Genomic DNA, 23,865 nt, shown 5'->3' with positions numbered 1-23,865 from the left:
AAAAAGTAAAATTATGTCAACAAATGAACAACCAGTAAAAATTAAAGGAGATACATCAACTATTGTTGAATATGGAGGAGAGAACTTTAAAATATTAAAAAAAGAGTCTTTTAATGAATCAGATTATAAAACAAAAATAGTATCTACCTTTGGGATAGATGAACAGGTAGGTGAGTATGCAAAACATAGGCAGATTAGTGCCCCTGGAGTTATAAGTCATGAAGAGGAGTTGAAGGATGGAGATAATTCGATTAGTTTTAGCACTGCAATAACTTCAGATAGGGTAGTCGGTAATATTGTACAAGCTCTTAAGTTTGAAGAAAATGTAATAGAGACAGGGAGTGTGTCTTATGGCTTAATGGGAAGTAATTATACTTTTTTAAATATTATATCAACTGCCTCAGATGGTGTAGGAAGCTTAAATTTAGAAGTTTCTGCATTACAAGGAGCGAGACTTACATTAGATGATAAAAATGTAGTAAGATCTATTAATGGTGTTTTAGCAGATGAGTCTGGAGAGTTACCATTAGAACTGAATGTATTAACTAGTGCTGATGGTACGAAGTTTAAACTAATGGTTTCTAACGAAGGCTTCTTAGGAGTACAAAAGATTCAATAGAACTGATTTATCAATGCCCTAAGCGAACTTAGGGCATTGCCTTTAATATTCCATTCTCTAGGAGTAGTGATTTAGTAGCGATAGTATCTACTAGATCGGTATTATGGTCTGTGATGATGATGATTTTATGTCTAGCAGTGGTTCTAATAGCATCTGCTATAAACTCTTGTAGCAGGGGAGAAATACCTGCGAAGGGTTCGTCTAATAGACAGATAGGCTGAGGTAAGTTTAGAATGTAAAGCGTCTGGATGAGTTGTTGTTCACCTGTTGATAAGTCTCTAATCTTAGTATCTAGATATTGATGAAGGGATGTGCTTCGAATCATATCTTCTTTCACAACATCTTTTACTGTAAGATACTTAGGAAAGATATTAAATTGAGGTTTATAACTGAAGTACTGATTAAGTTTATGCCTATTGGAGATAATGGTCTTGTCTATTCGGATGTAAGCATGATTTGCTTGAAGTGTACCAAATAAGATTTTCATTAATGTACTTTTGCCAGTGCCATTGCGTCCACGAATATTGAGTATATCTCCTGTGGTAGCAGAGAAGTATATACCTCTTAGTATAGGGTTATTCTCAAGCGTGTAGCTAAGACTATCAATATGTAAGGTATGGTTATAGGCCATATAATAAATATTGAATGAGACATGTGATGACTAAACAGCCTAAAGCGGTTAGGAGTAAGGTTTTTATAATCGGCGTTTGATTGTTGCGGTGATAGAATAGTTCGTTCTTCTTGAAGGTCAGAAAGTGGATACTGTATAGACCTAATGTGATTATAGGGATAAAGAAAAACAGAACATTGCGCATCGCTATGCTTAGGATAATATTTAGGGCGAGTATAGATAGTATGTTTCTCCAAGGGATAACCATGTAGGAATGCATAAATGTATAGTAGTTAGATTAATAAAGTGTAATGTACCTCTTTTTATTTATTAGAAGGGAATTAAGATAATTTTAATTTAGGAAGAGGCTGATTTATTAGATTAGAAGAACAAGCGGGTTATGTTTATAAATAAAGATGATGTTTTCGTTAGAGTGTAAATTAATTGTAAAACTTCATTGTGTCCGTTGGCATTCGATAGTTTTAAGTATATTTGTCTCTAAACTAATAACATCAATATGAATTTCGGTACTATTATTAAAGAGGCACACTCAGGTGTAGCTTATTTAGCCTTGATTTTCTTAGCTATAGTAGCAGTGAATGCTTTTATGGGATTATCAGGGAACAAAGAGTTTAAAGACAAAGACAGAAAATTAGGATTGTTTGGATTGATATTCACTCATATTCAGTTATTATTAGGTCTTGTACTTTATTTTGTATCTCCAATGGTTCAAGGATTTGGAGTAGCAATGAAAGATTCTACATTAAGACTTTATGCTTTAGAGCACCCATTGATTAATATTATCGCGATAGTATTAATTACTATTGGATGGTCTAAACACAAGAAAGTGACAGATAGTAAATCTAAGTTTAAGAAATTTGCGATTTTCTATACATTAGGATTAGTGTTGATTTTATCAAGACTTCCATGGAAAGTATGGATGCCAAGTTTATTCGCTTAAGCTTATAAAAATATAGAGTAAAAAAGGATCTTCGAAAGAAGGTCCTTTTTTATTGGTATGCTTATTGCAAATATTCGTCTGTTCTATTTTATAAAATATGAAAACATATCAATATTTACTAGCCATATCTTTTGTAATTTTCTTATCGAGTTTCGGTGGGACTACAAGAATCGTAAAAGAAAATAATGTAAAAACATCATTGACAAAAGTAACTCCAGATTCTCTAGAGTTAGACAACGATTCTATCGTAATGGGAGAAGAAGAAACAGAAGATTTTATCGTAGTAGATGATGATACACAAGCATCTTATTATCACGATAAATTCACTGGAAGAAAGACTGCTAGTGGAGAGGTGTTTGACAACCAGAAATACACTGCAGCCCATAAAACACTACCGTTTGGGACAAAAGTGAAAGTGACTAACTTAAAGAATAAACGCTTTGTGATATTGACTATTACGGATCGTGGACCATTCGTTAAAGGTAGAAGTATAGATATCTCTAAAAAAGCGTTTGGTGAATTAACTGATAATGTTGGTCGCGGTGTTCTAGATGTAAAAATAGAAAAGTTTATAGGAGAAAATGAAGAGCAATTATAGTATAAAATATTATTTTATTGTAATCATATTAACCCTGTTTTTAGGAAGTTGTTCTTCTGTAAAAAATGGACAATACACTTCTAAAGGTAATTATAAATCGAATGTAACGGCCTCTTATTACCACAAAAAGTTTAATGGAAAGCGTACAGCAAGTGGGGAAAAATTCCACAACTCGGGGATGACAGCCGCACATAAAAGCTTGCCTTTTAATACGAAGGTAAAAGTTACGAACGTAAGTAATAAAAAATCTGTAAAAGTTCGTATTAATGATAGAGGGCCTTTTGTTAAAGGACGCGAAATAGATCTATCTAAAAAAGCCTTCATGAAACTAGCGGATCACAAAGGCGAGGGATTATTACAAGTAGATATTAAAATCATTAAATAATACTACCATTTCTTATAAGGATGATTGGCGATATAAGAGTTATAATATTTTAGATCTCCTGTCACTTCCTCTCCTAACCATATAGGTTTCTCGAATTGTTCATTTTCAGCAGTTAATTCTATTTCTGCAAGAATTAAACCTTCATTATCTCCGTGAAAGATATCCACTTCATAAGTGTGTTTACCAACTTGGATAAGATATCTTGTTTTAGATATTACAAAGTCTTCACATAAGGCTATCAGTTGATTTGCTTCATCATAGTTTATTTCTTTTTCCCATTCTAGACGAGAAGTACCTGCGTCATTACTCTTTCCTTTAATGGTGATATAGGCATTAGTGTCTTTTAATCTGATACGAACAGTTCTTTCTGGATGAGAGTTTAGATAACCTTGAGTTATTTTATTCGACTTAAAGGATTGCTCTATGAATTCTAGAGAGTTGACTAGAAATTTTCTTTCTATTTCGATCATGATTGTTAAGAATAAAATGTAATTTTATGCCAAAATAAACGTTTTTATTTTACTAACGATTTAAAAGTAGATTTTTTTTCAAATGAAATTACGACATATGTTGCGCTCACCTCATGGGGTAGAGGAATTGTTTAATAAATATGTTATTGACGGGAAGGTTTATGCTACAGAGGATTTACTTTTTATTGTTGATTTAGTGCATATTTTTAGACCTAAGAATAATAAAAAAATAAATAGAGTATCTATTGATGCGCTCTTAGCTTATCTAAAAACACATGAGATAGAAAGAGTTGCTTTAATGGAATACTTAAAAGACTTGTTATCTAATCGACACTTTAGTCGTATGGTATCAGACGCTGGTATACTACAAGATGCTGATTTCTTCGATGAGGTTAAAAAGAGATTATGGGCCAAGGTGTTGCCTTATCAGCCAGAGAAACAAACGTATGAATACGTTTTAAATCAGGTGTTCTATAAACATACTGATGCTGAATGGGTAGATATGATCCCTGAAGAACAGTTAATAGAATTGTTTACCTTATTAAACTTCAATACTATCTTCACTGAAGAGAAAGATGGTGGTGTCCTTAATGAACTGTTGACATCTATAGATATCATTACTCAACGTATGAGTGGTAGAGCGATGGAGAGCTCGATTATCAATATGGTACCAGAGTATTCTCATTTAGAAAGCCCTTTTAGAGCTTTGGAACAAGAGTTTTCTATCGTATTACAGAGTTTCCATAAAGGAGAAATGAAGTTCTTATTGGAGCATGATATTAACTATAAGCAAATCGTAGTATTGCATAAGCAATGTCAGGAATTTGTAAATCAAGCCTTCAAGAACAGTTCGAAGTATGGTATCTCTATGAAAGTAAACCAAAGTTTACTTAGACTGAGACAACAGCTGGCTAGGGTGTATATTCTTATCTCTATCTTGGTAGTAAAAGAAGGTACAATATTAGAAAGACAACAAAATTCCATAACACTAGCTCGTAAGCTGATAGAATATAACTGTTATAAGTATAATGTGACAGGACTAGTCAAAGAGAGTACACAGCTGATCTCTTATGAGATTACACAACATACTGCTAAAACTGGAGAACATTATATCACGAATACAGGTAAAGAATATTGGCATATGTTCCGTGGTTCTATGGGAGCGGGTATTGTGGTTGGTTTTATGTGTATTTTAAAAGTTTTTGCGCATGAAGCAGATGTAAGTAATTTCGGAGAAGCAATGTTGTATAGTTTAAACTATGCGTTAGGTTTCTGTTTGATTTATTTATTAGGTTTTACTTTAGCTACCAAACAGCCTGCGATGACTGCAGCTACGATTATTACTGCTATTGAGAATGGAAGAAAACAACATATAGATAGTGTAGATAAGCATATTGGTTTTGCTAAGCTATTCGCGAGATTGTTTAGATCACAGTTTATTGCTTTCATTGGTAACGTGATTCTAGCTTTCCCAGTGGCACTTTTGTTGATCTGGGGAATAGACCAGTTGTTTGGTGTAAATATCACTTCTCATGGCTGGGACAAAATGTTAATAGATGCAGACCCTATTGAGTCACGTGCTTTATTTCATGCTGGAATAGCAGGAGTGTTCCTATTTATGTCAGGGATTATCTCTGGTAATGTATCGAATAGAAATAAGCACAATAAAGTGTTTTATAGAATTCAAGAGCACCCATGGCTAAAAAGAAATATCGGTGTAGCTAGTACAACGAAATTGGCAAACTGGGTAGATACAAAATGGCCTGGTATTATCTCGAATGTTTGGTTTGGTATTTTTATGGGTACTTGTGGTACGATAGGAGCGTTTATAGGTTTAGGTATTGATATACGCCATATAACATTCGTAAGTGGTAATATTGCTTTAGGATGGTATGGATCAGGCTTTAATGCTCCTGTAAATATGCTTATATGGGCTTTTGTAGGAATGTGGTTGATCGGATTAATGAACTTCTTAGTGAGTTTCTCTTTATCTCTATTCTTAGCATTCAGATCTCGTAACATACCTCTTAAGGAAACTAAGGACTTGATCAAAGCAACTTGGAGACATTTTAAGAGTTTTCCGATGGAGTTCTTTTTACCTACATCAAGTGTAATCGTAGATAAACCTGCACAGCAGACAGGGGATAAGAAGGAAACTAAGTAATTTATTTGTATATAAAATAAGAGGGGGCTATTACACGTGTAGTAGCCCCCTCTTTGATTAATTGATGTCGTTAGAATCAGTTCCTGTTTTAGATTGACTTTGATGACTTCGAGTATTCTTTAGACTAGTTTTCAACATTTCTGATTGTTCTGCGAATTCTAATCGAGAGACATTGATGTAATCTTCTAAATTATGTATGTTTTTGGCTAGCTTTCTAAGTGATGCTCTATCGCTTTTGATAAAGAGCTCACTCTGCATATTTGCTTCTTCGTGGCTAAAGCCTAGTTTTTCTAACATAACTCCTCCTACATAGACAGCAGAGAAGAAAGTCTCTCTATATACTTCTGTAAGACCGTCCTGTAAGTATTCATAAGCATTCTTACGGTTCTTCGCTCTTACAATAACTTCTACATTAGGGAAGTTCTTACGAAGTACAGCTACTAGTTGTTGATTTAGTTCAGGAGGGTCCATTGCTGCAATAACGTAATCGGCTTGATCCACACCAATAGACTTTAATATATTAATAGAAGTAGCATCTCCATAATAAACATTAAAGCCTAATTTACGCAAATGGTCTACACGTTCTGCGTCATTATCAAGAACTAGTGTAGGTACATCATTGGCTTGCAATAGTCGCCCAATAGTATTACCAAAGTCTCCGAACCCTGCAATTACAATTTTCTTTTCAGCAGTAATATGTGATAGATCGTCATATTCTTGTTTGTCTGTAGTAGAAGGGCTTAATCCTAAGTAAGGAGCAATCCATTTCTCATTAAGAAGTAATAAGATAGGGGTTACTACCATAGACAGTGCTGTCGTAGCTAGTAAGTAATCATACCACTGTTGGTTGATTAGATTAATCGTTTTACCTAATGCTAAGATAACGAAAGCGAACTCCCCAACTTGTGATAGTAAGATAGCAAATAAGAAGTTCTGATCTTTTGGGAACTTCTTCCACTTTCCAATAGCTAGTAAAACAATAGTTTTAATTGCCATAGTACCTACTAGTAAGCTAGCGATAATTAGTGGTTCATTGATAATAATCTGGAAGTTGATAGTAGAACCTACTGCAATAAAGAAAATTCCTAAGAGGAGTGCTTTAAAGGGTTCTATATCACTTTCTAGCTGATGCTTATATGGATTATTCGCTAATACTACCCCTGCGATAAAGGCTCCTAGAGCTGGTGATAAACCTACCATCTGCATTAATAGTGATACTCCAATCACTAGTAATAAAGCTGAAGCAGTATAAATTTCTCTAATCTGTAAACGACCTACTGATTTAAATAGAGGGTTTACAATATAATTACCTACTAAGAAGATAATAGATATAGCTCCAAGAATAGCTAGTGTTTTCATAAAAACAGGGGCTCCATCTAACCAGCTATTTGCCTCTGTAGAAATAGGTGTTTTAGTCGAAACGGCTAATAGTGGGATAATAGCCATCATCGGGATAACCATAATATCTTGGAAGAGAAGTACGGCAAAACTTGATTTACCTGCATTGGATTGGTTTAATCCCCGTTCAGATATAGTCTGTAAGATAATCGCCGTAGATGACATGGTGATTACAAACCCCATAGTCAAAGAGGTTCCGATACTTAAACCAACACCCCAATGGGCAATGGCTGCCACGATAGCCGTAGTTCCTACTGCCTGGGCGGTACCAAGTCCAATAATCTCATTCTTAATTTTCCAAAACTCTTTGGGGTCTAGTTCTAACCCCACAAGGAACAGCATCATCACAACACCGAATTCGGTAGCATGCATGATGTCAGCACTGTCATTTCCAACAAACTTTAGTACAAAAGGGCCAATAAGTACACCTGCAAAAAGGTATCCTAATACAGATCCCATTCCTAATTTCTTAGAAATTAGAACGCATACAACAGCTGCAAATAGAAAGACAAATGCTTGTGCCAAAAAATCATTCATTACGTATAGCTATTTTTTTAGTTAATCAATAATGATGTAATTATCATTATATGTTTTCATAGTTCTTACAAAATTAAAAAAAGAGAATAGGATTATTAAGAATATATTTAAAAAAAAGAAGATTATTTTTGTACAAGATGTTTTTTAGGTCTGAATAGATAATTAGTTGATTAGATGAATCGTAAGATTATACATGTCGATATGGATGCTTTCTACGCTTCTGTAGAGCAATTAGACTTTCCTGAACTAAGGGGGAAGGCGCTAGCTGTGGGAGGTAGTGAAGAGAGAGGTGTTATCGCGGCAGCTAGTTATGAAGCTAGGAAGTATGGAGTACGTAGTGCAATGAGTGCGATGATGGCAAAGAAGAATTGTCCTCACCTTATTTTTGTTAAACCTCGATTTGAAAGATATAAAGAGGTGTCTCGTATTATTCGATCTGTTTTTTATGAATATACTGACCTAGTAGAACCATTAGCATTAGATGAAGCATTCTTAGATGTAACAGAGAATAAGATAGGATGTCCCAGTGCTACGTTGATAGCCCATGAGATTAGGATGAAGATATTAGAGCGAACAGGCTTAACAGCTTCAGCTGGTATTTCGATTAATAAGTTTTTGGCAAAAATAGCAAGTGATTACAATAAGCCTAATGGACAGAAAACGATAGAACCTGATGAGGTGATTAATTTCTTAGAAGAACTAGAAATAAAGAAGTTCTTTGGGATTGGAAAAAAGACTGCGGATAGAATGTATCATTTGGGAATATTCACAGGTAAAGATTTAAAAGCAAAATCAGTAGAGTTTTTAACAGAGCATTTCGGAAAGGCAGGACAAATATATTATGATATTGTAAGAGGTCTTAGCAATTCTCCTGTAAGACCTAATCGAACTATAAAATCAGTAGGTACAGAACGGACGTTCGATGAGAATCTTTCTTCAGAGGTCTTTATTGAGACAAAGCTTGACATGTTAGTAGAAGAACTAAGTTTGCGTTTAAAGAAACAAAGCTTAGGAGGAAAGACTATTACATTGAAGATTAAGTACTCTGATTTTGTACAACAAACACGTAGTACTACTGTTCCTTATTTTGTATCAGATAAAGAGATTATTCTTGATTTAGCAAAGGTGTTATTATATCAAGAAAAACTAAAGGATTCTGTCCGATTAATAGGTGTGTCGCTTTCTAATCTTAATACAGATGAAAAGAAGAAGCCTATAGCAGTGCAATTAAGTTTTGATTTTTAATTTTGTATAAATCTGAGAGGTACTTTAGTATTTTGAAGATTGTAATTTTAATGTGTTTAAAGAATGATAAAACCAGCATATTTAAAGAAAGGAGATAAAGTAGCTATTGTGTGTACTGCTAGAAAGTTTAGTCACGAAGAAGCGAAGCAAGCAATCGCTCTGTTAGAATCATGGGGACTCGAAGTAGTATTAGGAGATACTATTGGTTTAGATAATTATCAACTAGGAGGAACAGATCAACAAAGAGCGAGTGATTTTACAAAACAACTAAAAGATCCTAGTATAAAAGCGATATGGTGTGCTAGAGGTGGATACGGTACAGTGCGTATTATTGATGATATTGACTTTAGTGGTTTTGTTGACAATCCGAAATGGGTAATAGGCTTTAGTGATGTTACAGTATTACATAGCCATATTCATAATCTAGGAGTAGAGACTATACATGGACTTATGGCTTTTAGTGTAGAGAAGTCTTTAGTAGAGTCAAGAGATTCGTTATATAAAAGCTTATTTGGTGAAGGGCTTGCTTACGAAATAGAAAGTGATAATAGCAATAGACTTGGTACTGCAAAGGGGCAGTTAGTTGGAGGCAACTTATCTATATTATATAGTCTTTTAGGCTCTAAGTCTTCAGTTGATACAAAAGGGAAAGTACTTTTCATAGAAGACTTAGATGAATATTTATATCATATTGACCGTATGATGCATAATCTAAAGCGAAATGGCATGTTAGAAGGTTTGGTTGGTTTAGTTGTTGGAGGCATGACAGATATGCATGATAACGCAATACCTTTTGGTTATGATGCAAAGCAAATTATACTGTCTATAACAGCAGAGTATGATTATCCTATTGTTTTTAATTTTCCTGCAGGGCATGGGGTTAGTAATTTAGCATTGAATCTAGGTAGTCAAGTTCACTTAAAAGTCGATTCAGATAAAGTACAATTAAAGTTTATATAAAATGGCTAAACATCATGAGGTAGGTAAAGAAGGAGAGAATGCTGCTGTCGATTTTTTGATTAAACGAGGATATGAGATTCTTGCTAGAAATTATTTTGCTGAGAAAACAGAATTAGATATTGTTGCTTTAAAAGATAATATCCTTGTTTTTGTTGAAGTCAAGACAAGAAGCTCTCTTGATTTTGGTACCCCTCAAGGTTTTGTAAATAATCGGAAGATAAAATTACTGATTAAAGCTGCTAATCTGTTTATTACCGAATTTGAAAGAGAAGAAGAAGTTCGTTTTGATATTATTGGTATTTATAAGAAAGGAGAAACTTTTGATATCGAACATATAGAGGATGCTTTTTATTTCTTCTAAATAGAGGATGATTATAATTCTCTAAAAAATGCCTGATTCTAGAAGGCTGAAATGTAGATTTTGTAAGGAGTATACTCTTTTGGTATATAGTTATTTAAAAAAAGTCTTAATAAGGTTTGTTTCTTATTTAGAATCAATTTATTTTTGCACTCATTAAATGAGTCTAAATAATATATCATAGTATGAAATTATTCAATACTTTGGTACTTACTATTTTTGGGGTAGTAGTAGGTATCGCTCAAAACTCTACGGTAAAAGGACGTATAGTTGATGAATCTAACAAACCTATTCCTTTTGCAACAGTTGAAATCGTTGAATTAAATGTTGCTACTCAAACGGATAATAACGGAGAGTTTGTTTTCAATAATCTTAAAAAAGGAAAACAAACGCTAAGAGCTAGTTTTATTGGGTTTGGCAATGTATCTAAAACATTAAATGTTGATAAAGATGCTGAGGTAACAAACTTTGTATTAAAACAAGTTGATAATTCTCTTTCTAATATTACTGTTTATGGGAAGAGTAATAAAAATGTAAAGAAACTTCAAAACTTGACAAGACTACCTTTAGGTATACAAGATCAAGTGCAAAATATTTCTATTGTTTCTGACGCTATTATTGAAGAACAAGGAGCTTTGACTGTGACAGAAGCGGCACGTAACGTAGCTGGTGTTACTCAGTTTTCTAGCTATGGAGGTGTGAAAGAAAGTATGTCTATTCGTGGATTTAGAGGAACACCAATATTAAAGAATGGGGTTGCTTTAGATTCTGATTTTAGAACAGCTGCAGGAATTGTGGATATGCAGGGAATAGAAAGTGTACAAGTTATCAAAGGATCTGCAGCTATCAACCAAGGTATTGGTAATGGATTAGGTGCAGCTGGAGGGGTAATAAATGTAGTTACTAAAACTCCTAACTTTAAAAATAAAAGAGAAATAGGTTTTAGAGCTGGTAGTTACGGGCAGGTACGTCCTACAGTTGATTTCGAACAGGTACTAGATAAGAAAGAAACTGTATCATTCCGTTTTAATGGTGCTTATGAAAGAAATGATGGCTTTAGAGCATATACTGGAAATGATAAATATTATTTAAATCCATCGATTACTTATAAACCAGATGAAAAAACAACAGTAACTGCTGAGTTAGATTATTTGGAATCTAATGCAGTACCAGATTTAGGTACTACTAACTTAGGACCTGATAATGTGAATAAGCTTTATGATATGCCACATAATAAGTTCTTAGGTTATAAGGATAATTACCTAAAAACAAATATTCTTTCTTATGCTTTAAGAGTTGAAAGAGAGTTAACGGATAAGTTAAGCTTAAGAGTTTCTGCAGTGACTGCTGTAAATAGAAATGATCAAGAGAATATTGGTGTTAGTAAAAATAAAAAACTTGGATATGATTATTTAAATAGATCAATGTCTAAGTCTAATACAAAAGACGAAAATAGTGTTGTTCAAATTGACTTAGTAGGTAAAGACTTTAATACAGGAGGATTAAAACACACTTTCCAAGTAGGTTTTGATTTTAGACAAACTACAGTTACTTCAAATAGTTATGATACTTATTTTAATAATAAGAAACTAGGTAGAGGAGATTTCATTGACACAATTTACGTTTTAGGAGATTGGTCTAATGATCGTCCTGATGGAGTGACTTTTGGTCATAAAGAAGAGACTGTTATAACTACACCTACCATTGGTTTTATGGCACAAGATTATATCCAAGTAGGAGAATATGTGCGTGCTTTATTAGGAGTGCGCTATAGTAGACTAAATGGAAATAATACTGAGAATGCTACTGTAGATAGATGGAATCCAATCTTTGGATTGATTGTTTCGCCAACTAAAAATATTAATGTATTTGGATCTTATACAACGACTACAAGTTTAAGACAATCTAACAATCAATTAGCTAGTGGTGGTGTTGGTGGTCCACAAGATACTAAACAGTTTGAAACAGGAGTTAAAACAAGTTGGTTTAATGAACAATTATTGTTCAACGTAACATACTTTAATGCTAAAAACAGCAATTTATTAGCTCAAGTTTATGATGCTAGTGGTAATGCTGTTACTGGTATTTACGAAAAAGCAGGTAATTTAAATCGTCAAGGAGTTGAAATTGATTTGACAGGTAAGATTACAAATAACTTACAAGTAATGATGGGGTATGCTTATCTAGATGCACAGTATAAAGATAGCCCTGTTTATTATGAGGGTTCAGCACCGATGAACGCACCAAAACATACAGCTAATGGATGGGTGAATTACCAATTTGATGGATCGTGGAAAGGATTAACAGTTGGAGCAGGAGCTTATTTTGTAGGAAAGAGACCAGTTAATGAGTACAGTTTAACACCTAACGCGGCTCATGGAACGATGGCAGGAGTAGAACCGTTTGATATGCCTGATTATACTACAATCAATGCACAAGTTTCTTACTCATTTAAAAATGCTACTTTAAGAGTATTCGCAAATAATATTTTTGATAATAGAGGTTATACTTCATATTATAGAGGAGGATACATCAATGAGATTGCACCTAGAAATTTTGCAGCTCAGTTAACTTATAGATTCTAATTAAAACAATTGAATTAGTAAATAAAAACACGACTTTACTCGCAGAGTAGAGTCGTGTTTTGTGATTATAGACCTTTTTATGAAGACAAAAAAGAAGAATGCCTTTCGAAAATTAATGAACGATTTACATTTATGGTTAGGTATAGCCAGTTCATTAATATTATTTGTTGTCTGTCTAACAGGAACAATCTATACTTTTAAAAGTGAGATTCAGCAAATGCTAGCACCAGATATGTATAAGCTGACAGTTGTTAAGGATGAGGTTTTACCTATTGATACCATGAAGGCTTTTGTTGAATCTACTTACCAAGGAAAAGTACAACGTGTAAGTATAAAAAATAAGAAGAACGCTCCTTATGTTTTTTCTGTAGGATTTAAAGACAAGGATAAGAAGAACGAAACCGCTTATCTCAACCCTTATACTAATGAAATAGTAGGAGTTGGTAGAGGTCCAGCAGATGAGTTTTTTATGACTGTATTTAAGTTACATAGATGGCTATTATTAGATATGAAAATAGGAAGACCTATTGTAGGAATAGCGACTGTTATTTTTGTTTTTCTTTCTATATCAGGTCTGATACTATGGTTCCCTAAAAAGATAAAAGGTTGGAAGAGTATAAAGCCAGGTTTTAAAATTAAGTTTAATGCAAATTGGAAACGTATTAATCACGACTTACACAATACATTAGGTTTTTATACTCTTATTATTGTTTTGATTATGTCTTTGACAGGATTGTGTTGGTCTTTTGAATGGTATAAGGATGGTTTAAGTTCTGTTTTAGGAGCAAAGGTATTCGGTGGACGTAATGAGGTCAAACCAGAATCTACTTTGACAGAAGGAGCTAAGACTTTAGATTTATCTGACGTTATACAACGAGCTAATCAAACTATCTCATACGAATATAGAACGATGACTGTATCCTTTCCAAAAGGAGATAAAGGATCTTTTGAAGTCAGTAAAAATGAAGCAGCACGTTTTAACGAAACTGTGACTGACAGAGTGTTTATAGATCAATATTCTGGTGATATTATTAGACAAGATATGTTTAGTGATAAGAGTGTAGGAGAGAAGGTAGCTAGTTCTATTCGCGCTTTACACTTTGGAGATATCTATGGAATGTTTTCTAAAGTTATTTACTTCATTGTCTGTTTGATAGCTACAAGTTTGCCGATAACAGGTATTTTTATCTGGATAAATAAGATGAAGAAGGGGACTTCTAATAAAGTATAACATTTCTTTATAATTCAGATGTTTTTATGTTTAATAAAAAATGTAACTTTGCTTAATAACCTAATTTTAGATTTATATTATGTATCCAGAAGAAATAGTAAAACCGATGCGTCAAGAATTAGTTGATGCAGGATTTGAATCATTACATACAGGAGCTGATGTAGAAGCAGCTTTACAAAAAGAAGGAACTACACTAGTAGTTGTAAACTCAGTGTGTGGATGTGCTGCACGTAATGCTCGTCCAGCAGCAGTAATGAGTTTAGGAGGAGAGAAAAAACCTACTAATGTAATCACTGTATTCGCAGGAGTAGATAAAGAGGCAGTAGATGTTGCTCGTCAGCACATGTTCCCATTCCCTCCGTCATCTCCTTCTATGGCTTTGTTTAAAAATGGTGAATTAGTTCACATGTTAGAAAGACATCACATTGAAGGAAATACTGCTGATGCTATAGCAGAGAACTTAATGGATGCTTATAAAGAATTTTGTTAAGAAAGAAGACCACTAAACGGTGGTCTTTTTTTATTCTATCTTCGTTATTAGTACGTTAATCGATTCTAGTTAATTTGTTTATAAATATTTTTTAAGCAGATACTTTTTATGTAATTTCACAAACATAGTGACTTAGATAAGCGTTAATTTGCGAAGTATGTTTATTGTTGTATATATGTTTAAGTGTATATTTGCGATAAACTAATCGATTAATGCAAAAAATAATATCCTACCCTATATCCATACTATTTGTGATTATTATGCTAATAGTATTATGTGTATTTCACGCCTTACAGTGGATTGCATTTAACTTGTTTGGATATAAAGCTCATAACATTACTGTTAATGGACTTGTATGGTGGCTAATGGCCTGTACAGGAATCCTTGGTACGAGTTATAAGTTCCGTCAAGAAGAGGAGCTTCCTACAGATCGTCCGATCATATTTGTATCTAATCACCAGAGTATGTTTGATATTCCGATGATTATTTGGTTTTTTAGAAAGAATCACCCAAAGTTTGTCAGCAAAAAAGAACTAGGAAAAGGTTTCCCTAGTGTGTCCTATAATCTTAACCATGGGGGTTCTGTATTAATAGATCGTAAGGATGCTAAGCAGGCGCTAAGTGCTATTAAAGGATTAGGACAGTATATTACTAAGTATAACCGATCTGCAGTAATCTTCCCAGAAGGGACACGTAGTAGAGACGGTAAGTTGAAGAGGTTTTCTGAGAATGGAGTTAAAATGCTTTGTAAGTTTGCTCCTGATGCATTAGTTGTGCCTTTGACCATTAATAATTCTTGGAAGATATTCCGTTTCGGAAACTTCCCTTATGGGTTAGGAGCGAAAATAAGCTTATATGCTCATCAACCTTTTGCTGTGAAAGAGTATTCTTTCGAGGAAATTATGAAGAGATGTGAAGAACAAATCAAATCAAAACTAGAATAAGTTTCTAAATATAAACTAGTCTTTTACTACTATCAAGCAAACTAAACCAAGGAGTAGTATAAAGACATAAACATAATAATATGTCTATAAAGAATGTTCGCCTAGAAGTAATGCAATTCTTAGAAAAGAATATTGATAGCTTCGTAGAAAGTTATCTGATCCCCGTAGAGAAAATATGGCAACCATCAGACTTATTACCAGACTCAGAAGGTGAAAACTTTTTGGAAGAGGTAAAAGAATTAAGAGAATACGCTAAAGAATTACCTTATGATTTTTGGGTTGTTTTAGTAGGTGATACAATCACTGAAGAGGCATTGCCAACGTATGAATCTTGGTTGATGGATGTAGAAGGAGTGAACCAAAAAGATGGTGAAGGTGGTAATGGATGGGCTAAATGGTTACGTCACTGGACTGGTGAAGAGAACCGTCACGGAGATCTTCTTAATAAGTATCTATATTTATCTGGTAGAGTAGATATGAAAGAGATAGAGATTACTACTCATCACTTGATTAATGATGGTTTTGATCCAGGTACTGATAGAGACCCTTATAAGAACTTTGTATTTACGAGTTTCCAAGAGTTAGCGACTTATATTTCTCATAATCGTGTAGCTAAATTAGCGAAGCAGTATGGAGACCATAAGTTGTCTAAGATCTGTAGATTGATTGCAGGAGATGAGATGAGACATCACCATGCATATAGTGAGTTTGTTGACCGTATCTTTAAAGTAGATCCTAGCGAAATGTTATTAGCATTTGTGGATATGATGAAGAGAAAGATTACGATGCCAGCTAACTTAATTCGTGAATCAGGAGGTAAGATGGGGGATGCTTTTGAGCTGTTCTCTGATTCTGCACAGCGAATAGGTGTCTATACAGCGCATGATTATATCGATATTATGCAGAAGCTTATAGATCGTTGGCAAGTAGCAGAGTTGAATAATCTTACAGATGATGCAGAGAAAGCAAGAGATTATCTAATGAAGTTGCCAGCGCGTATGGCTAGAGTAGCTGACCGTATGACTATCGGTAAAGAAGAACACATATTTAAATGGGTTAAACCAGCCCTTATTAAATAATAAATACACAACACAATAAATATGGACAAGCGTATAGATCAAGTCATCCTTTATGTAAAGAAAGAGTTACAGCAAGCTGAGAGCGGTCACGACTGGTTCCACATTGAACGAGTTTATAAGAATGCTTTAAACATCGTACAAGGAGAGGGAGAAGTGAATCTAGACATAGTGAAACTAATAGCCTTACTACACGATATAGCAGATAGTAAATTTCACAATGGAGATGAAACAGTAGGTCCAACTAAAGCCAGAGTATTACTAGAAAACTTAGGGTATGATGAGGATACTATTGACCATGTTGTAAAAGGAATTGAAAATATATCTTTTAAAGGAGGTAACTTTAATCAAGCTTTTCGTTCTAAAGAATTAGACATTGTACAAGATGCAGATCGATTAGATGCTATCGGTGCTATTGGTATCGCTAGAACATTTAATTACGGAGGGTATAAGAATAATTTGATTCACGACCCGAGTATTGATCCTAAGATTGGAATGTCTAAAGAAGAGTATAAGAAGAACGTAGGAACTACGATTAATCACTTCTATGAGAAACTACTTCGTTTAAAGGATTTAATGAATACCGAAACAGGAAAACAATTAGCAGAAGGAAGACATCGCTTTATGGAGTCTTTTCTTAGCCAGTTCTACGATGAGTGGGAAGGTAATGCTTAATACGTTTTATAAAAATAAGAAGAAGCCATTCGTATGAATGGCTTTTTTTATGCCCTCTAAAGCGGTTATTTCTGATAGAAATCAAATAATAAAGCATTTTTCGAAACAATAGGTATTGTAAATTTATTTTTTTGTTAACTTTAGTTAAAATTATTAAACACGACTGTATATGCGTTTAGACTATGAGCATGAAAATCGACCACTAAAATCAAAGAGAAATTACCTTATTATTCTTTTTAATATTATTACCTTATTACTTCTTATCAACTATTTACCTTATGAACCACAAGTGAATAAAGGACTAGCTCTTTTAGTCTTTGTAGCTGTGTTATGGTTGACAGAAGCAATACATGTGACCACTACAGCCGTATTTGTACCTGTGCTTGCCATAGGACTTGGATTGACGGATACTAAGCCCGCTTTAGCCTCTTTTGCAGACCCTACTATATTTCTATTTTTAGGAGGTTTTGTATTAGCAGGAGCGCTGCATGTACAGAAACTAGATATGATCATAGCCAATAAGATTATGTACCTCGCTAAAGGAAGGTTGTCTTATGCTGTATTTTATCTCTTTTTAGCTACAGCTGTATTATCAATGTGGATTAGTAATACTGCTACAGTAGCGATGATGTTACCTTTAGTGATAGGAGTATTAGGTCAGTTAGATAAAGAGAAGTATAGAAGTACCTATGTGTTTGTACTCTTAGGTATTGCATATAGTGCTAGTATCGGAGGGATGGGAACAGTAGTAGGTAGTCCACCTAATGCCATCGTTGCTTCTCAGTTAAATGTTTCTTTTGCAGAGTGGATGAAGATGGGGATTCCTATGGTCTTGATATTATTACCATTGATGATAGGGGTGATTTACTTTGTGTTCAAGCCTAAGCTAGACTTTGAGTTTAAAGCTAATACAAAGAAAATCCCAATGACTTCTGATAGATGGTTGACATTAGCTATATTTATTACTACAGCGCTATGCTGGATCTTTAGTGACCAGTTAAATCCACTAGTAGCTTCCCTAGTAGGCTTTGAAAGTAAGTTTAGTAATTTTGATACCTTTATTGCCTTAGGAGCTTTTATGTTGATCTGTGTGAGTCAGGTCTCTAGATGGAAAGAGTTACAGCACAATGTGGATTGGGGAGTTCTTCTTTTATTTGGAGGAGGTTTGACTTTGAGTATGGTACTTAGAGATTCTGGCGCAAGTGAAGTTTTAGCAGACTTATTAGTATCAGTGATTAAGGATAGTAGTTATTTCACTATTGGGCTAGTAGTATCGTTCTTTATTGTATTCTTGACAGAGTTTACTTCTAATACAGCTAGTGCCGCTTTGTTAGTTCCTTTGTTTATAACGATATCAGACCAGTTAGGCTTACCGCCATTAGGATTGTCTATGATTATAGGTCTAGGAGCTTCGTGTGCCTTTATGTTGCCTGTTGCTACTCCACCTAATGCCATTGTATTTGGTACAGGTGATATTCGTCAGAAGGATATGATGAAAGCAGGTTTTGTATTGAATATTATCTGTGCGGTATTAATTGCTATTATCGCGTATTTCTTTTGGTTACAATAACTAAATACAAGTTATACTTTATAAAGTAAATGGGCTGTTATCTTTTGATAACAGCCCATTTATTATTTAGTCTCTCGTGATGAGATGTGCTTTATTTTATATTTTAGTATGGTTTTTCGTCTCTTCCTTCGTAGAAGTTGATAAAGGCTCTATTTACCACTCTATTACCTCCTTTAGTAGGATAATCACCAGTGAAGTACCAGTCTCCTAAATTCTTAGGGCAAGCGATATGTAAGTTCTCTACAGACTGGAATACAATCTTAACCTCAGACTTTATATTCACATCTTTTACCATTACAGCGATCTTATTAGAAATCTCTTCATCTGTAAATGGCGCATAGATATCTTTTACATAGTTAATGACTTCATTGTCTTGTAAGTGCTCTTGTGCTTTAGACTTTTTATATACTTCATCCACGATATGATATAAGTTGCGGTCTTTTAGTAACTCTATAGCCGCTTGGAAAGCGATTAATCCCTCTAACTTAGCCATATCGATACCATAGCAGTCAGGGTATCTCACCTGTGGAGCAGCAGATACCACCACGATACGCTTAGGATTAAGTCTATCCAGCATACGGATAATACTCTTCTTAAGTGTAGTACCACGTACGATACTATCATCGATGATCACTAAGTTATCAGTAGGTTTGATCACACCATAAGTCACATCGTATACGTGAGCTACTAAGTCGTCACGACTACTGTCATCTGTGATGAATGTTCTCAGTTTAGCATCTTTTACCGCGATCTTCTCTGTTCTTAGTTTTACAGATAAGATCTCTTGTAACTTCGCTTCAGATAAGTTTTCTTTATTCTTTAGAATATCACTTATTTTACGTTGATTAAGGAAGTCTTGTGCTCCTTCTACCATTCCGAAGAATGACGTCTCAGAAGTATTCGGGATATAAGAGAACACAGAGTTATCCGTATCATCTCCGATCGCTTTTAATACCTCAGGGAAGATTAGCTTACCTAAGTCTTTTCGCTCTTGGTATATATCTGCATCATTTCCTCTAGAGAAATACACTCTCTCAAAAGAACACGCTTTAAGAGGAAGAGGCTCTAAGATTTGTTCAAATTTTACAGAAGCATCTTTGCGGATAATGATAGCCTTACCAGGATCTAATTCTTTAATCTCTTCAAAAGGTACATTGAATGCAGTCTGTATCACAGGTCTTTCACTAGCTACTACCACAATCTCATCATTCTCGAAGTAGAATGCAGGGCGTATACCGGCAGGGTCACGTAATACGAATGTATCACCATGTCCGATCATACCAGCCATCGCAAAACCTCCATCCCAGTTCTTAGAAGCACGACGTAAGATACGCGCTACATCTAGACGTTCTCCGATTAGTGGAGACGCTTTCTTTTTAGTATATCCTTCTTGTTTTATCTTATAGTATAAGTCATTTACTTCATCATCTAAGAAGTGTCCTATCTTCTCCATTACTGTAATGGTATCAGACATTTCTTTAGGATGCTGACCTAGTTCTACTAAGTCTTGGAATAAATCACGTACGTTAGTCAGGTTGAAGTTACCCGCTACGATTAGGTTTCTGTGCATCCAGTTATTCTGGCGCAAGAATGGGTGAACACTCTCGATATTGTTCTTTCCGAATGTTCCATATCTTACGTGACCTAAGAAAACCTCTCCTAGATAAGGAATATGTTTTTTCTGAAGATCTACGTTGTTTTGGTATTCAGGGTGTGCTTCCATCTCTTCATTGATACGCTCATTGATCTGCATGAAGATATCCTGAATAGGTTGTGCTTTGTTTGAACGAACACGACTAATGTATCGCTCCCCAGGTTCCATATCAAGTTTAATACTTGCTAGTCCAGCTCCATCTTGTCCTCGGTTGTGCTGTTTTTCTAGTAATAGATACATCTTTTGTATCGGGTAGAAAGCACTTCCATACTTCTCTTTGTAGTAGGATAACGGTTTTTTTAGTCTTAGAACCGCTATACCGCATTCGTGTTTTAAAGCGTCGCTCATGTTAGTTGTGTGTTGTTGTTGAATAAAAAAAGCCCCATAACGAGGCTTATAATTTTACATTATTGTTTTAATTCGATATCGAATTGAGTTAACATTTTAAATTGTTGTAGTCTTCCCACCACTTCTTTGTCGTTTAATTTTTCCATCCTTGATGTTCCAAATTCTTCTACACAGAATGATGCAAGATTAGAGCCATATATAATAGCGTTCTTCATATTTCTGAACGAAACATTGCTGCTCTGTGTCAAATAACCTGTAAAACCACCTGCAAAAGTATCTCCAGCTCCTGTCGGATCGAACACTTCTTTTAACGGTAATGCAGGTGCGAAAAATACGTCTTTATCTTCAAATAATAAAGCACCATGCTCACCTTTTTTAATAACAACGTATTTTGGTCCCATAGTATGAATAACTTCAGCAGCCTTCACTAGAGAATACTCTCCAGATAGCTGACGTGCTTCTTCATCATTGATAGTGATAACATCGATTCTTTTTAGCACTTCCTTTAATTCATCTAGCGCACAATTCATCCAAAAATTCATGGTGTCTAGAACGATAAGTTTAGGCTTAGCGGTTAATTGATCTAATACTTTGATCTGAATGTTTGGGTGTAGATTACCTAGCATTACTACATCAGATTCTTTAAAATCTTCTGGTACGATAGGATTAAAATCAGCCAATACATTAAGTTGTGTATCTAAAGTATCTCTAGAGTTTAGATCATTATGGTATCTACCACTCCAGAAGAAGGTTTTTCCTTCTTTTACTACTTCTATTCCAGTAGTATCGATGTTTCTACTATTTAAAAGATCCAAGTGCTCTTGTGGGAAATCATTTCCAACCACAGACACTATAGCAGATTTAATATTAAAGTGTGAGGCAGACAATCCGATGTATGTCGCTGCACCACCTAATATCTTGTCTGTTTTTCCGAATGGAGTTTCTATTTCATCAAAGGCCACCGTCCCCACTATCAGTAATTTATTCATATTTTTTGCAAAGAAATAAGCTACAAATATATGGCAATACTCTTTTTACTACCAAATTTAAAAGCTATAATTAACTATTTTGCTAACACTGAGTGTTTTAGTATAGATTGTTGTTTTTAATGCAATTATCTAGTACTTAGTCAGTATTATTCTATAAAAAGATGATGTCGTCATCTTTATCACATGCTGTTATTTAACACAGAATTAAATAATTATAAAGTCTTTTCTCTGAAGCTTATCTGGCTTCTTTTTTAGAAACTACCCGATGCATAATACAGCATGCACAGGAGTCTATACATTAGCTTAAAGATAGTGAAATAATCATAATGATAGCTATGCAGAAGCTTCTAAAAAGCGCCTTCTTCAAGAGTGCCACAACACCTCTTCAAGATTCCTTCAACAAAAGCCTTGTTAACTAGAGCAATCTTGGAGAAATGTTGAAGAAGTGTTGAAGGAAACGCTTCTACTGCTTATAAATACTAAGGTTAGAGGGGGTTAAGGTTTATTGTATGATTTGCCTTTTTTTGTATTAATATGTTGGTAATTAGTGATTTGTGTTTATTTTCTCAATAAATTAGGTATAAAAAGTGTGCTGTTTTTTCTGCTAAAAGAGGGTAAATACCCCCTAATCTCGTCAAAAAACAGAAATAAGGAGTTGTAGTTAGCCTTTTATAGGTCTAAAAAGTGTTTTTTAAGGGGATAGAATAGAAAAAAGGGAAATGTTTTTTAGATTTACGATAACGAACTAACTAATAACCTTATTAATTATGAAAAAGAGCTTAATGCTTTTAATGGTGTGTGCTATGGGAACTCTCGCTAGTGCTCAGGTACGTATTCCTTTTAGACTGACTAAGTATAATAATCTAATACTAAAGACAGTTGTGAATCAGAAGGATAGTCTAGACCTGATGTTTCAGGTAGCGATGGATGATGGCGCTATCTCGCCTGTGCGTGTGAATAAGGTAGAGCATATCATTTTTGACAAAGAAGATTATAGTGCTTCTAATACAGTAGAGATTAGCGGGCATTTGTGGGATGGTATTTCTTTTGTAGATAATCAGTATAGCGGATTAGAGTCAGATGGTAAGATCGGTATGGCGTTGTTTAAAGATAGCGTATTAGAGATAAATTATGATAAGGAAGAGTTAGTCTCTTATACGAGTATGCCTAGTGTAGAAGGATATCAGTCGGTTCCTGTTCATTATCGAAACGGTGCGATGTTTATCGATATGCTGAGTGAGATAGCTGGGCGGGAGTATGTACATCCTTTTTATCTTCAGTCTGGGTATTCGGGAGGGATACTATACGATGATAATTTTGCGGAGGAGAATAGGTTAAAAGATAAACTGGTTACTATAGATCATAAAGAATTAAAGAACTCAGCAGGAAAAAGTGTGATCACGAATACTGCTGAGGTGACTAAGGTGAGTTTAGGTAGTGCTGAATTACAGCAGGTGAGAGTGGCGTACTTCTCAGGAGAATTAAAGAATCAATCTTTTAGTCTATTTGGAGCAGATATGATGAAACGTTTTAATTGGATTATTAATGCTGATAGAACTAGGGCGTGGATAAAGCCGAGTAAGCATTATAAGGATGAATTTATAAAATTATAGAAGAGTTATGAGGGGGATAAGTATAGTGTGGTTCATATTTTGTTTTCTTGTGCCTTCTTTAGTGTCAGCACAGGGATCACATATTATAAAAGAGCCTATCGTATTATTAATGAATGCAGCAACAGGAGAGAAAGAAGTAAGAGACGCTAAACAGCTTAGATTTATTGGTAATCCGATACAAGAGGATGGTCTGCTTAAGGAATTTCAAGTGAAAGTATATGAAAACAGTGGTGTATACTATGTGTTTAATTTCTCTGTTGTAGCGTCAGGCGTTGTATTAGATACGAAGGCAATGGGGCAGGAGATGTCGATTAGTGAGTTTTTTAAATTTGCTGAGTTAAAAGCTACTCAATATAATAAAGTTAATAAAAAGTAGGTAGACCTT

22 protein-coding genes are annotated in these 23,865 nt (G+C 34.5%); 17 read left to right on the top strand and 5 right to left on the bottom strand.

What is annotated here, in order from left to right; genetic code table 11:
• Nucleotides 1-13: 13 nt before the first annotated feature.
• A complete protein-coding gene (locus RT228_RS14050; RefSeq protein WP_006259910.1) occupies nt 14-619 on the top strand; it encodes a hypothetical protein in 606 nt (201 codons plus the stop codon).
• Nucleotides 620-647: 28 nt separating this feature from the next.
• On the opposite strand, the gene RT228_RS14045 is transcribed toward RT228_RS14050, so the two are convergent.
• The gene (locus tag RT228_RS14045; RefSeq protein WP_286401255.1) at nt 648-1,250 is read right to left on the bottom strand and encodes an ATP-binding cassette domain-containing protein; all 603 of its coding nucleotides are present in this window, start codon (nt 1,248-1,250) and stop codon (nt 648-650) included.
• A gap of 496 nt (nt 1,251-1,746) precedes the next feature.
• Here RT228_RS14045 and RT228_RS14040 point away from each other — a divergent pair, with 496 nt between their 5' ends.
• The 3 genes from RT228_RS14040 to RT228_RS14030 all read left to right on the top strand — a co-directional run bounded on the left by RT228_RS14040 (nt 1,747) and on the right by RT228_RS14030 (nt 3,173).
• Nucleotides 1,747-2,190: a hypothetical protein gene (locus tag RT228_RS14040; protein WP_286401252.1), complete on the top strand. Its 444-nt coding sequence runs from the start codon at nt 1,747-1,749 to the stop codon at nt 2,188-2,190.
• Between the two features lie 97 nt (nt 2,191-2,287).
• Nucleotides 2,288-2,788, top strand: coding sequence for a septal ring lytic transglycosylase RlpA family protein (locus tag RT228_RS14035; RefSeq protein ID WP_006259907.1), 501 nt, complete (start codon nt 2,288-2,290; stop codon nt 2,786-2,788).
• Nucleotides 2,772-3,173 (top strand): septal ring lytic transglycosylase RlpA family protein, encoded by a 402-nt coding sequence (locus RT228_RS14030; RefSeq protein ID WP_071306984.1) that lies wholly within the window; start codon nt 2,772-2,774, stop codon nt 3,171-3,173. Before RT228_RS14035 ends, RT228_RS14030 begins: the two co-directional genes overlap by 17 nt.
• 2 nt (nt 3,174-3,175) lie before the next feature.
• Here RT228_RS14030 and RT228_RS14025 read toward each other — a convergent pair whose 3' ends face one another.
• Entirely contained in the window at nt 3,176-3,643 is a 468-nt protein-coding gene (locus RT228_RS14025) for a CYTH domain-containing protein (RefSeq protein ID WP_016650237.1), read from the bottom strand.
• Between the two features lie 97 nt (nt 3,644-3,740).
• On the opposite strand from RT228_RS14025, the gene RT228_RS14020 reads away from it, so the two are divergent.
• A complete protein-coding gene (locus RT228_RS14020) occupies nt 3,741-5,807 on the top strand; it encodes a site-specific recombinase (RefSeq protein ID WP_006262405.1) in 2,067 nt (688 codons plus the stop codon).
• 57 nt (nt 5,808-5,864) lie between these two features.
• Here the strand turns inward: RT228_RS14020 and RT228_RS14015 are convergent, their stop codons facing one another.
• Nucleotides 5,865-7,742, bottom strand: coding sequence for a monovalent cation:proton antiporter-2 (CPA2) family protein (locus RT228_RS14015; protein ID WP_006259903.1), 1,878 nt, complete (start codon nt 7,740-7,742; stop codon nt 5,865-5,867).
• A 174-nt stretch (nt 7,743-7,916) separates the two neighbouring features.
• On the opposite strand from RT228_RS14015, the gene dinB reads away from it, so the two are divergent.
• The 10 genes from dinB (at nt 7,917) to RT228_RS13965 (ending at nt 18,876) form a co-directional block, all read left to right on the top strand.
• A complete protein-coding gene (dinB, locus tag RT228_RS14010) occupies nt 7,917-8,987 on the top strand; it encodes a DNA polymerase IV (protein ID WP_006259902.1) in 1,071 nt (356 codons plus the stop codon).
• Nucleotides 8,988-9,050: 63 nt separating this feature from the next.
• Nucleotides 9,051-9,947 (top strand): LD-carboxypeptidase, encoded by an 897-nt coding sequence (locus tag RT228_RS14005; RefSeq protein ID WP_006264497.1) that lies wholly within the window; start codon nt 9,051-9,053, stop codon nt 9,945-9,947.
• A gap of 1 nt (nt 9,948) precedes the next feature.
• Nucleotides 9,949-10,308, top strand: a complete 360-nt coding sequence (locus RT228_RS14000; protein WP_016650239.1) for a YraN family protein — start codon at nt 9,949-9,951, stop codon at nt 10,306-10,308.
• A 182-nt stretch (nt 10,309-10,490) separates the two neighbouring features.
• Nucleotides 10,491-12,890: a TonB-dependent receptor gene (locus tag RT228_RS13995; protein WP_006262401.1), complete on the top strand. Its 2,400-nt coding sequence runs from the start codon at nt 10,491-10,493 to the stop codon at nt 12,888-12,890.
• Between the two features lie 79 nt (nt 12,891-12,969).
• Nucleotides 12,970-14,121, top strand: a complete 1,152-nt coding sequence (locus RT228_RS13990; protein WP_286401247.1) for a PepSY-associated TM helix domain-containing protein — start codon at nt 12,970-12,972, stop codon at nt 14,119-14,121.
• Nucleotides 14,122-14,200: 79 nt separating this feature from the next.
• Complete coding sequence (locus RT228_RS13985) at nt 14,201-14,611, top strand: BrxA/BrxB family bacilliredoxin (RefSeq protein WP_006259897.1); 411 nt, start codon at nt 14,201-14,203, stop codon at nt 14,609-14,611.
• Nucleotides 14,612-14,823: 212 nt separating this feature from the next.
• A complete protein-coding gene (locus RT228_RS13980; protein WP_006262399.1) occupies nt 14,824-15,555 on the top strand; it encodes a lysophospholipid acyltransferase family protein in 732 nt (243 codons plus the stop codon).
• Nucleotides 15,556-15,635: 80 nt separating this feature from the next.
• Nucleotides 15,636-16,634, top strand: coding sequence for an acyl-ACP desaturase (locus tag RT228_RS13975; RefSeq protein ID WP_006259895.1), 999 nt, complete (start codon nt 15,636-15,638; stop codon nt 16,632-16,634).
• A gap of 21 nt (nt 16,635-16,655) precedes the next feature.
• The gene (locus tag RT228_RS13970) at nt 16,656-17,306 is read left to right on the top strand and encodes an HD domain-containing protein (RefSeq protein ID WP_006262398.1); all 651 of its coding nucleotides are present in this window, start codon (nt 16,656-16,658) and stop codon (nt 17,304-17,306) included.
• Nucleotides 17,307-17,475: 169 nt separating this feature from the next.
• Complete coding sequence (locus RT228_RS13965; RefSeq protein ID WP_006259893.1) at nt 17,476-18,876, top strand: SLC13 family permease; 1,401 nt, start codon at nt 17,476-17,478, stop codon at nt 18,874-18,876.
• Nucleotides 18,877-18,979: 103 nt separating this feature from the next.
• Here RT228_RS13965 and RT228_RS13960 read toward each other — a convergent pair whose 3' ends face one another.
• Nucleotides 18,980-20,878 carry an amidophosphoribosyltransferase gene (locus RT228_RS13960; protein ID WP_006266703.1) on the bottom strand — a complete coding sequence of 633 codons (1,899 nt, stop codon included), beginning with the start codon at nt 20,876-20,878 and terminating at the stop codon, nt 18,980-18,982.
• Between the two features lie 59 nt (nt 20,879-20,937).
• Nucleotides 20,938-21,867, bottom strand: a complete 930-nt coding sequence (locus RT228_RS13955) for a PfkB family carbohydrate kinase (RefSeq protein ID WP_006264501.1) — start codon at nt 21,865-21,867, stop codon at nt 20,938-20,940.
• A 767-nt stretch (nt 21,868-22,634) separates the two neighbouring features.
• Between RT228_RS13955 and RT228_RS13950 the strand changes: the two genes are divergently transcribed.
• Both RT228_RS13950 and RT228_RS13945 read left to right on the top strand, forming a co-directional pair.
• Nucleotides 22,635-23,480 (top strand): hypothetical protein, encoded by an 846-nt coding sequence (locus RT228_RS13950; RefSeq protein WP_286401244.1) that lies wholly within the window; start codon nt 22,635-22,637, stop codon nt 23,478-23,480.
• A gap of 7 nt (nt 23,481-23,487) precedes the next feature.
• Nucleotides 23,488-23,856, top strand: coding sequence for a hypothetical protein (locus tag RT228_RS13945; protein WP_286401241.1), 369 nt, complete (start codon nt 23,488-23,490; stop codon nt 23,854-23,856).
• Nucleotides 23,857-23,865: the final 9 nt, after the last annotated feature.

It is taken from the genome of Myroides sp. (genome assembly GCF_032073645.1).
GTDB lineage: Bacteria > Bacteroidota > Bacteroidia > Flavobacteriales > Flavobacteriaceae > Flavobacterium > Flavobacterium odoratimimum.
The sequence above is the reverse complement of the archived record's forward strand: the minus strand, read 5'-3'. Positions and strand labels throughout refer to the sequence as shown.

What these genes read in the sequence shown, in the direction of transcription:
- RT228_RS14050 (WP_006259910.1), top strand. Translation starts at nt 14, where the DNA reads ATGTCAACAAATGAACAACCAGTAAAAATTAAAGGAGATACATCAACT.
- RT228_RS14045 (WP_286401255.1), bottom strand. Translation starts at nt 1,250, where the DNA reads ATGGCCTATAACCATACCTTACATATTGATAGTCTTAGCTACACGCTT.
- RT228_RS14040 (WP_286401252.1), top strand. Translation starts at nt 1,747, where the DNA reads ATGAATTTCGGTACTATTATTAAAGAGGCACACTCAGGTGTAGCTTAT.
- RT228_RS14035 (WP_006259907.1), top strand. Translation starts at nt 2,288, where the DNA reads ATGAAAACATATCAATATTTACTAGCCATATCTTTTGTAATTTTCTTA.
- RT228_RS14030 (WP_071306984.1), top strand. Translation starts at nt 2,772, where the DNA reads ATGAAGAGCAATTATAGTATAAAATATTATTTTATTGTAATCATATTA.
- RT228_RS14025 (WP_016650237.1), bottom strand. Translation starts at nt 3,643, where the DNA reads ATGATCGAAATAGAAAGAAAATTTCTAGTCAACTCTCTAGAATTCATA.
- RT228_RS14020 (WP_006262405.1), top strand. Translation starts at nt 3,741, where the DNA reads ATGTTGCGCTCACCTCATGGGGTAGAGGAATTGTTTAATAAATATGTT.
- RT228_RS14015 (WP_006259903.1), bottom strand. Translation starts at nt 7,742, where the DNA reads ATGAATGATTTTTTGGCACAAGCATTTGTCTTTCTATTTGCAGCTGTT.
- dinB (WP_006259902.1), top strand. Translation starts at nt 7,917, where the DNA reads ATGAATCGTAAGATTATACATGTCGATATGGATGCTTTCTACGCTTCT.
- RT228_RS14005 (WP_006264497.1), top strand. Translation starts at nt 9,051, where the DNA reads ATGATAAAACCAGCATATTTAAAGAAAGGAGATAAAGTAGCTATTGTG.
- RT228_RS14000 (WP_016650239.1), top strand. Translation starts at nt 9,949, where the DNA reads ATGGCTAAACATCATGAGGTAGGTAAAGAAGGAGAGAATGCTGCTGTC.
- RT228_RS13995 (WP_006262401.1), top strand. Translation starts at nt 10,491, where the DNA reads ATGAAATTATTCAATACTTTGGTACTTACTATTTTTGGGGTAGTAGTA.
- RT228_RS13990 (WP_286401247.1), top strand. Translation starts at nt 12,970, where the DNA reads ATGAAGACAAAAAAGAAGAATGCCTTTCGAAAATTAATGAACGATTTA.
- RT228_RS13985 (WP_006259897.1), top strand. Translation starts at nt 14,201, where the DNA reads ATGTATCCAGAAGAAATAGTAAAACCGATGCGTCAAGAATTAGTTGAT.
- RT228_RS13980 (WP_006262399.1), top strand. Translation starts at nt 14,824, where the DNA reads ATGCAAAAAATAATATCCTACCCTATATCCATACTATTTGTGATTATT.
- RT228_RS13975 (WP_006259895.1), top strand. Translation starts at nt 15,636, where the DNA reads ATGTCTATAAAGAATGTTCGCCTAGAAGTAATGCAATTCTTAGAAAAG.
- RT228_RS13970 (WP_006262398.1), top strand. Translation starts at nt 16,656, where the DNA reads ATGGACAAGCGTATAGATCAAGTCATCCTTTATGTAAAGAAAGAGTTA.
- RT228_RS13965 (WP_006259893.1), top strand. Translation starts at nt 17,476, where the DNA reads ATGCGTTTAGACTATGAGCATGAAAATCGACCACTAAAATCAAAGAGA.
- RT228_RS13960 (WP_006266703.1), bottom strand. Translation starts at nt 20,878, where the DNA reads ATGAGCGACGCTTTAAAACACGAATGCGGTATAGCGGTTCTAAGACTA.
- RT228_RS13955 (WP_006264501.1), bottom strand. Translation starts at nt 21,867, where the DNA reads ATGAATAAATTACTGATAGTGGGGACGGTGGCCTTTGATGAAATAGAA.
- RT228_RS13950 (WP_286401244.1), top strand. Translation starts at nt 22,635, where the DNA reads ATGAAAAAGAGCTTAATGCTTTTAATGGTGTGTGCTATGGGAACTCTC.
- RT228_RS13945 (WP_286401241.1), top strand. Translation starts at nt 23,488, where the DNA reads ATGAGGGGGATAAGTATAGTGTGGTTCATATTTTGTTTTCTTGTGCCT.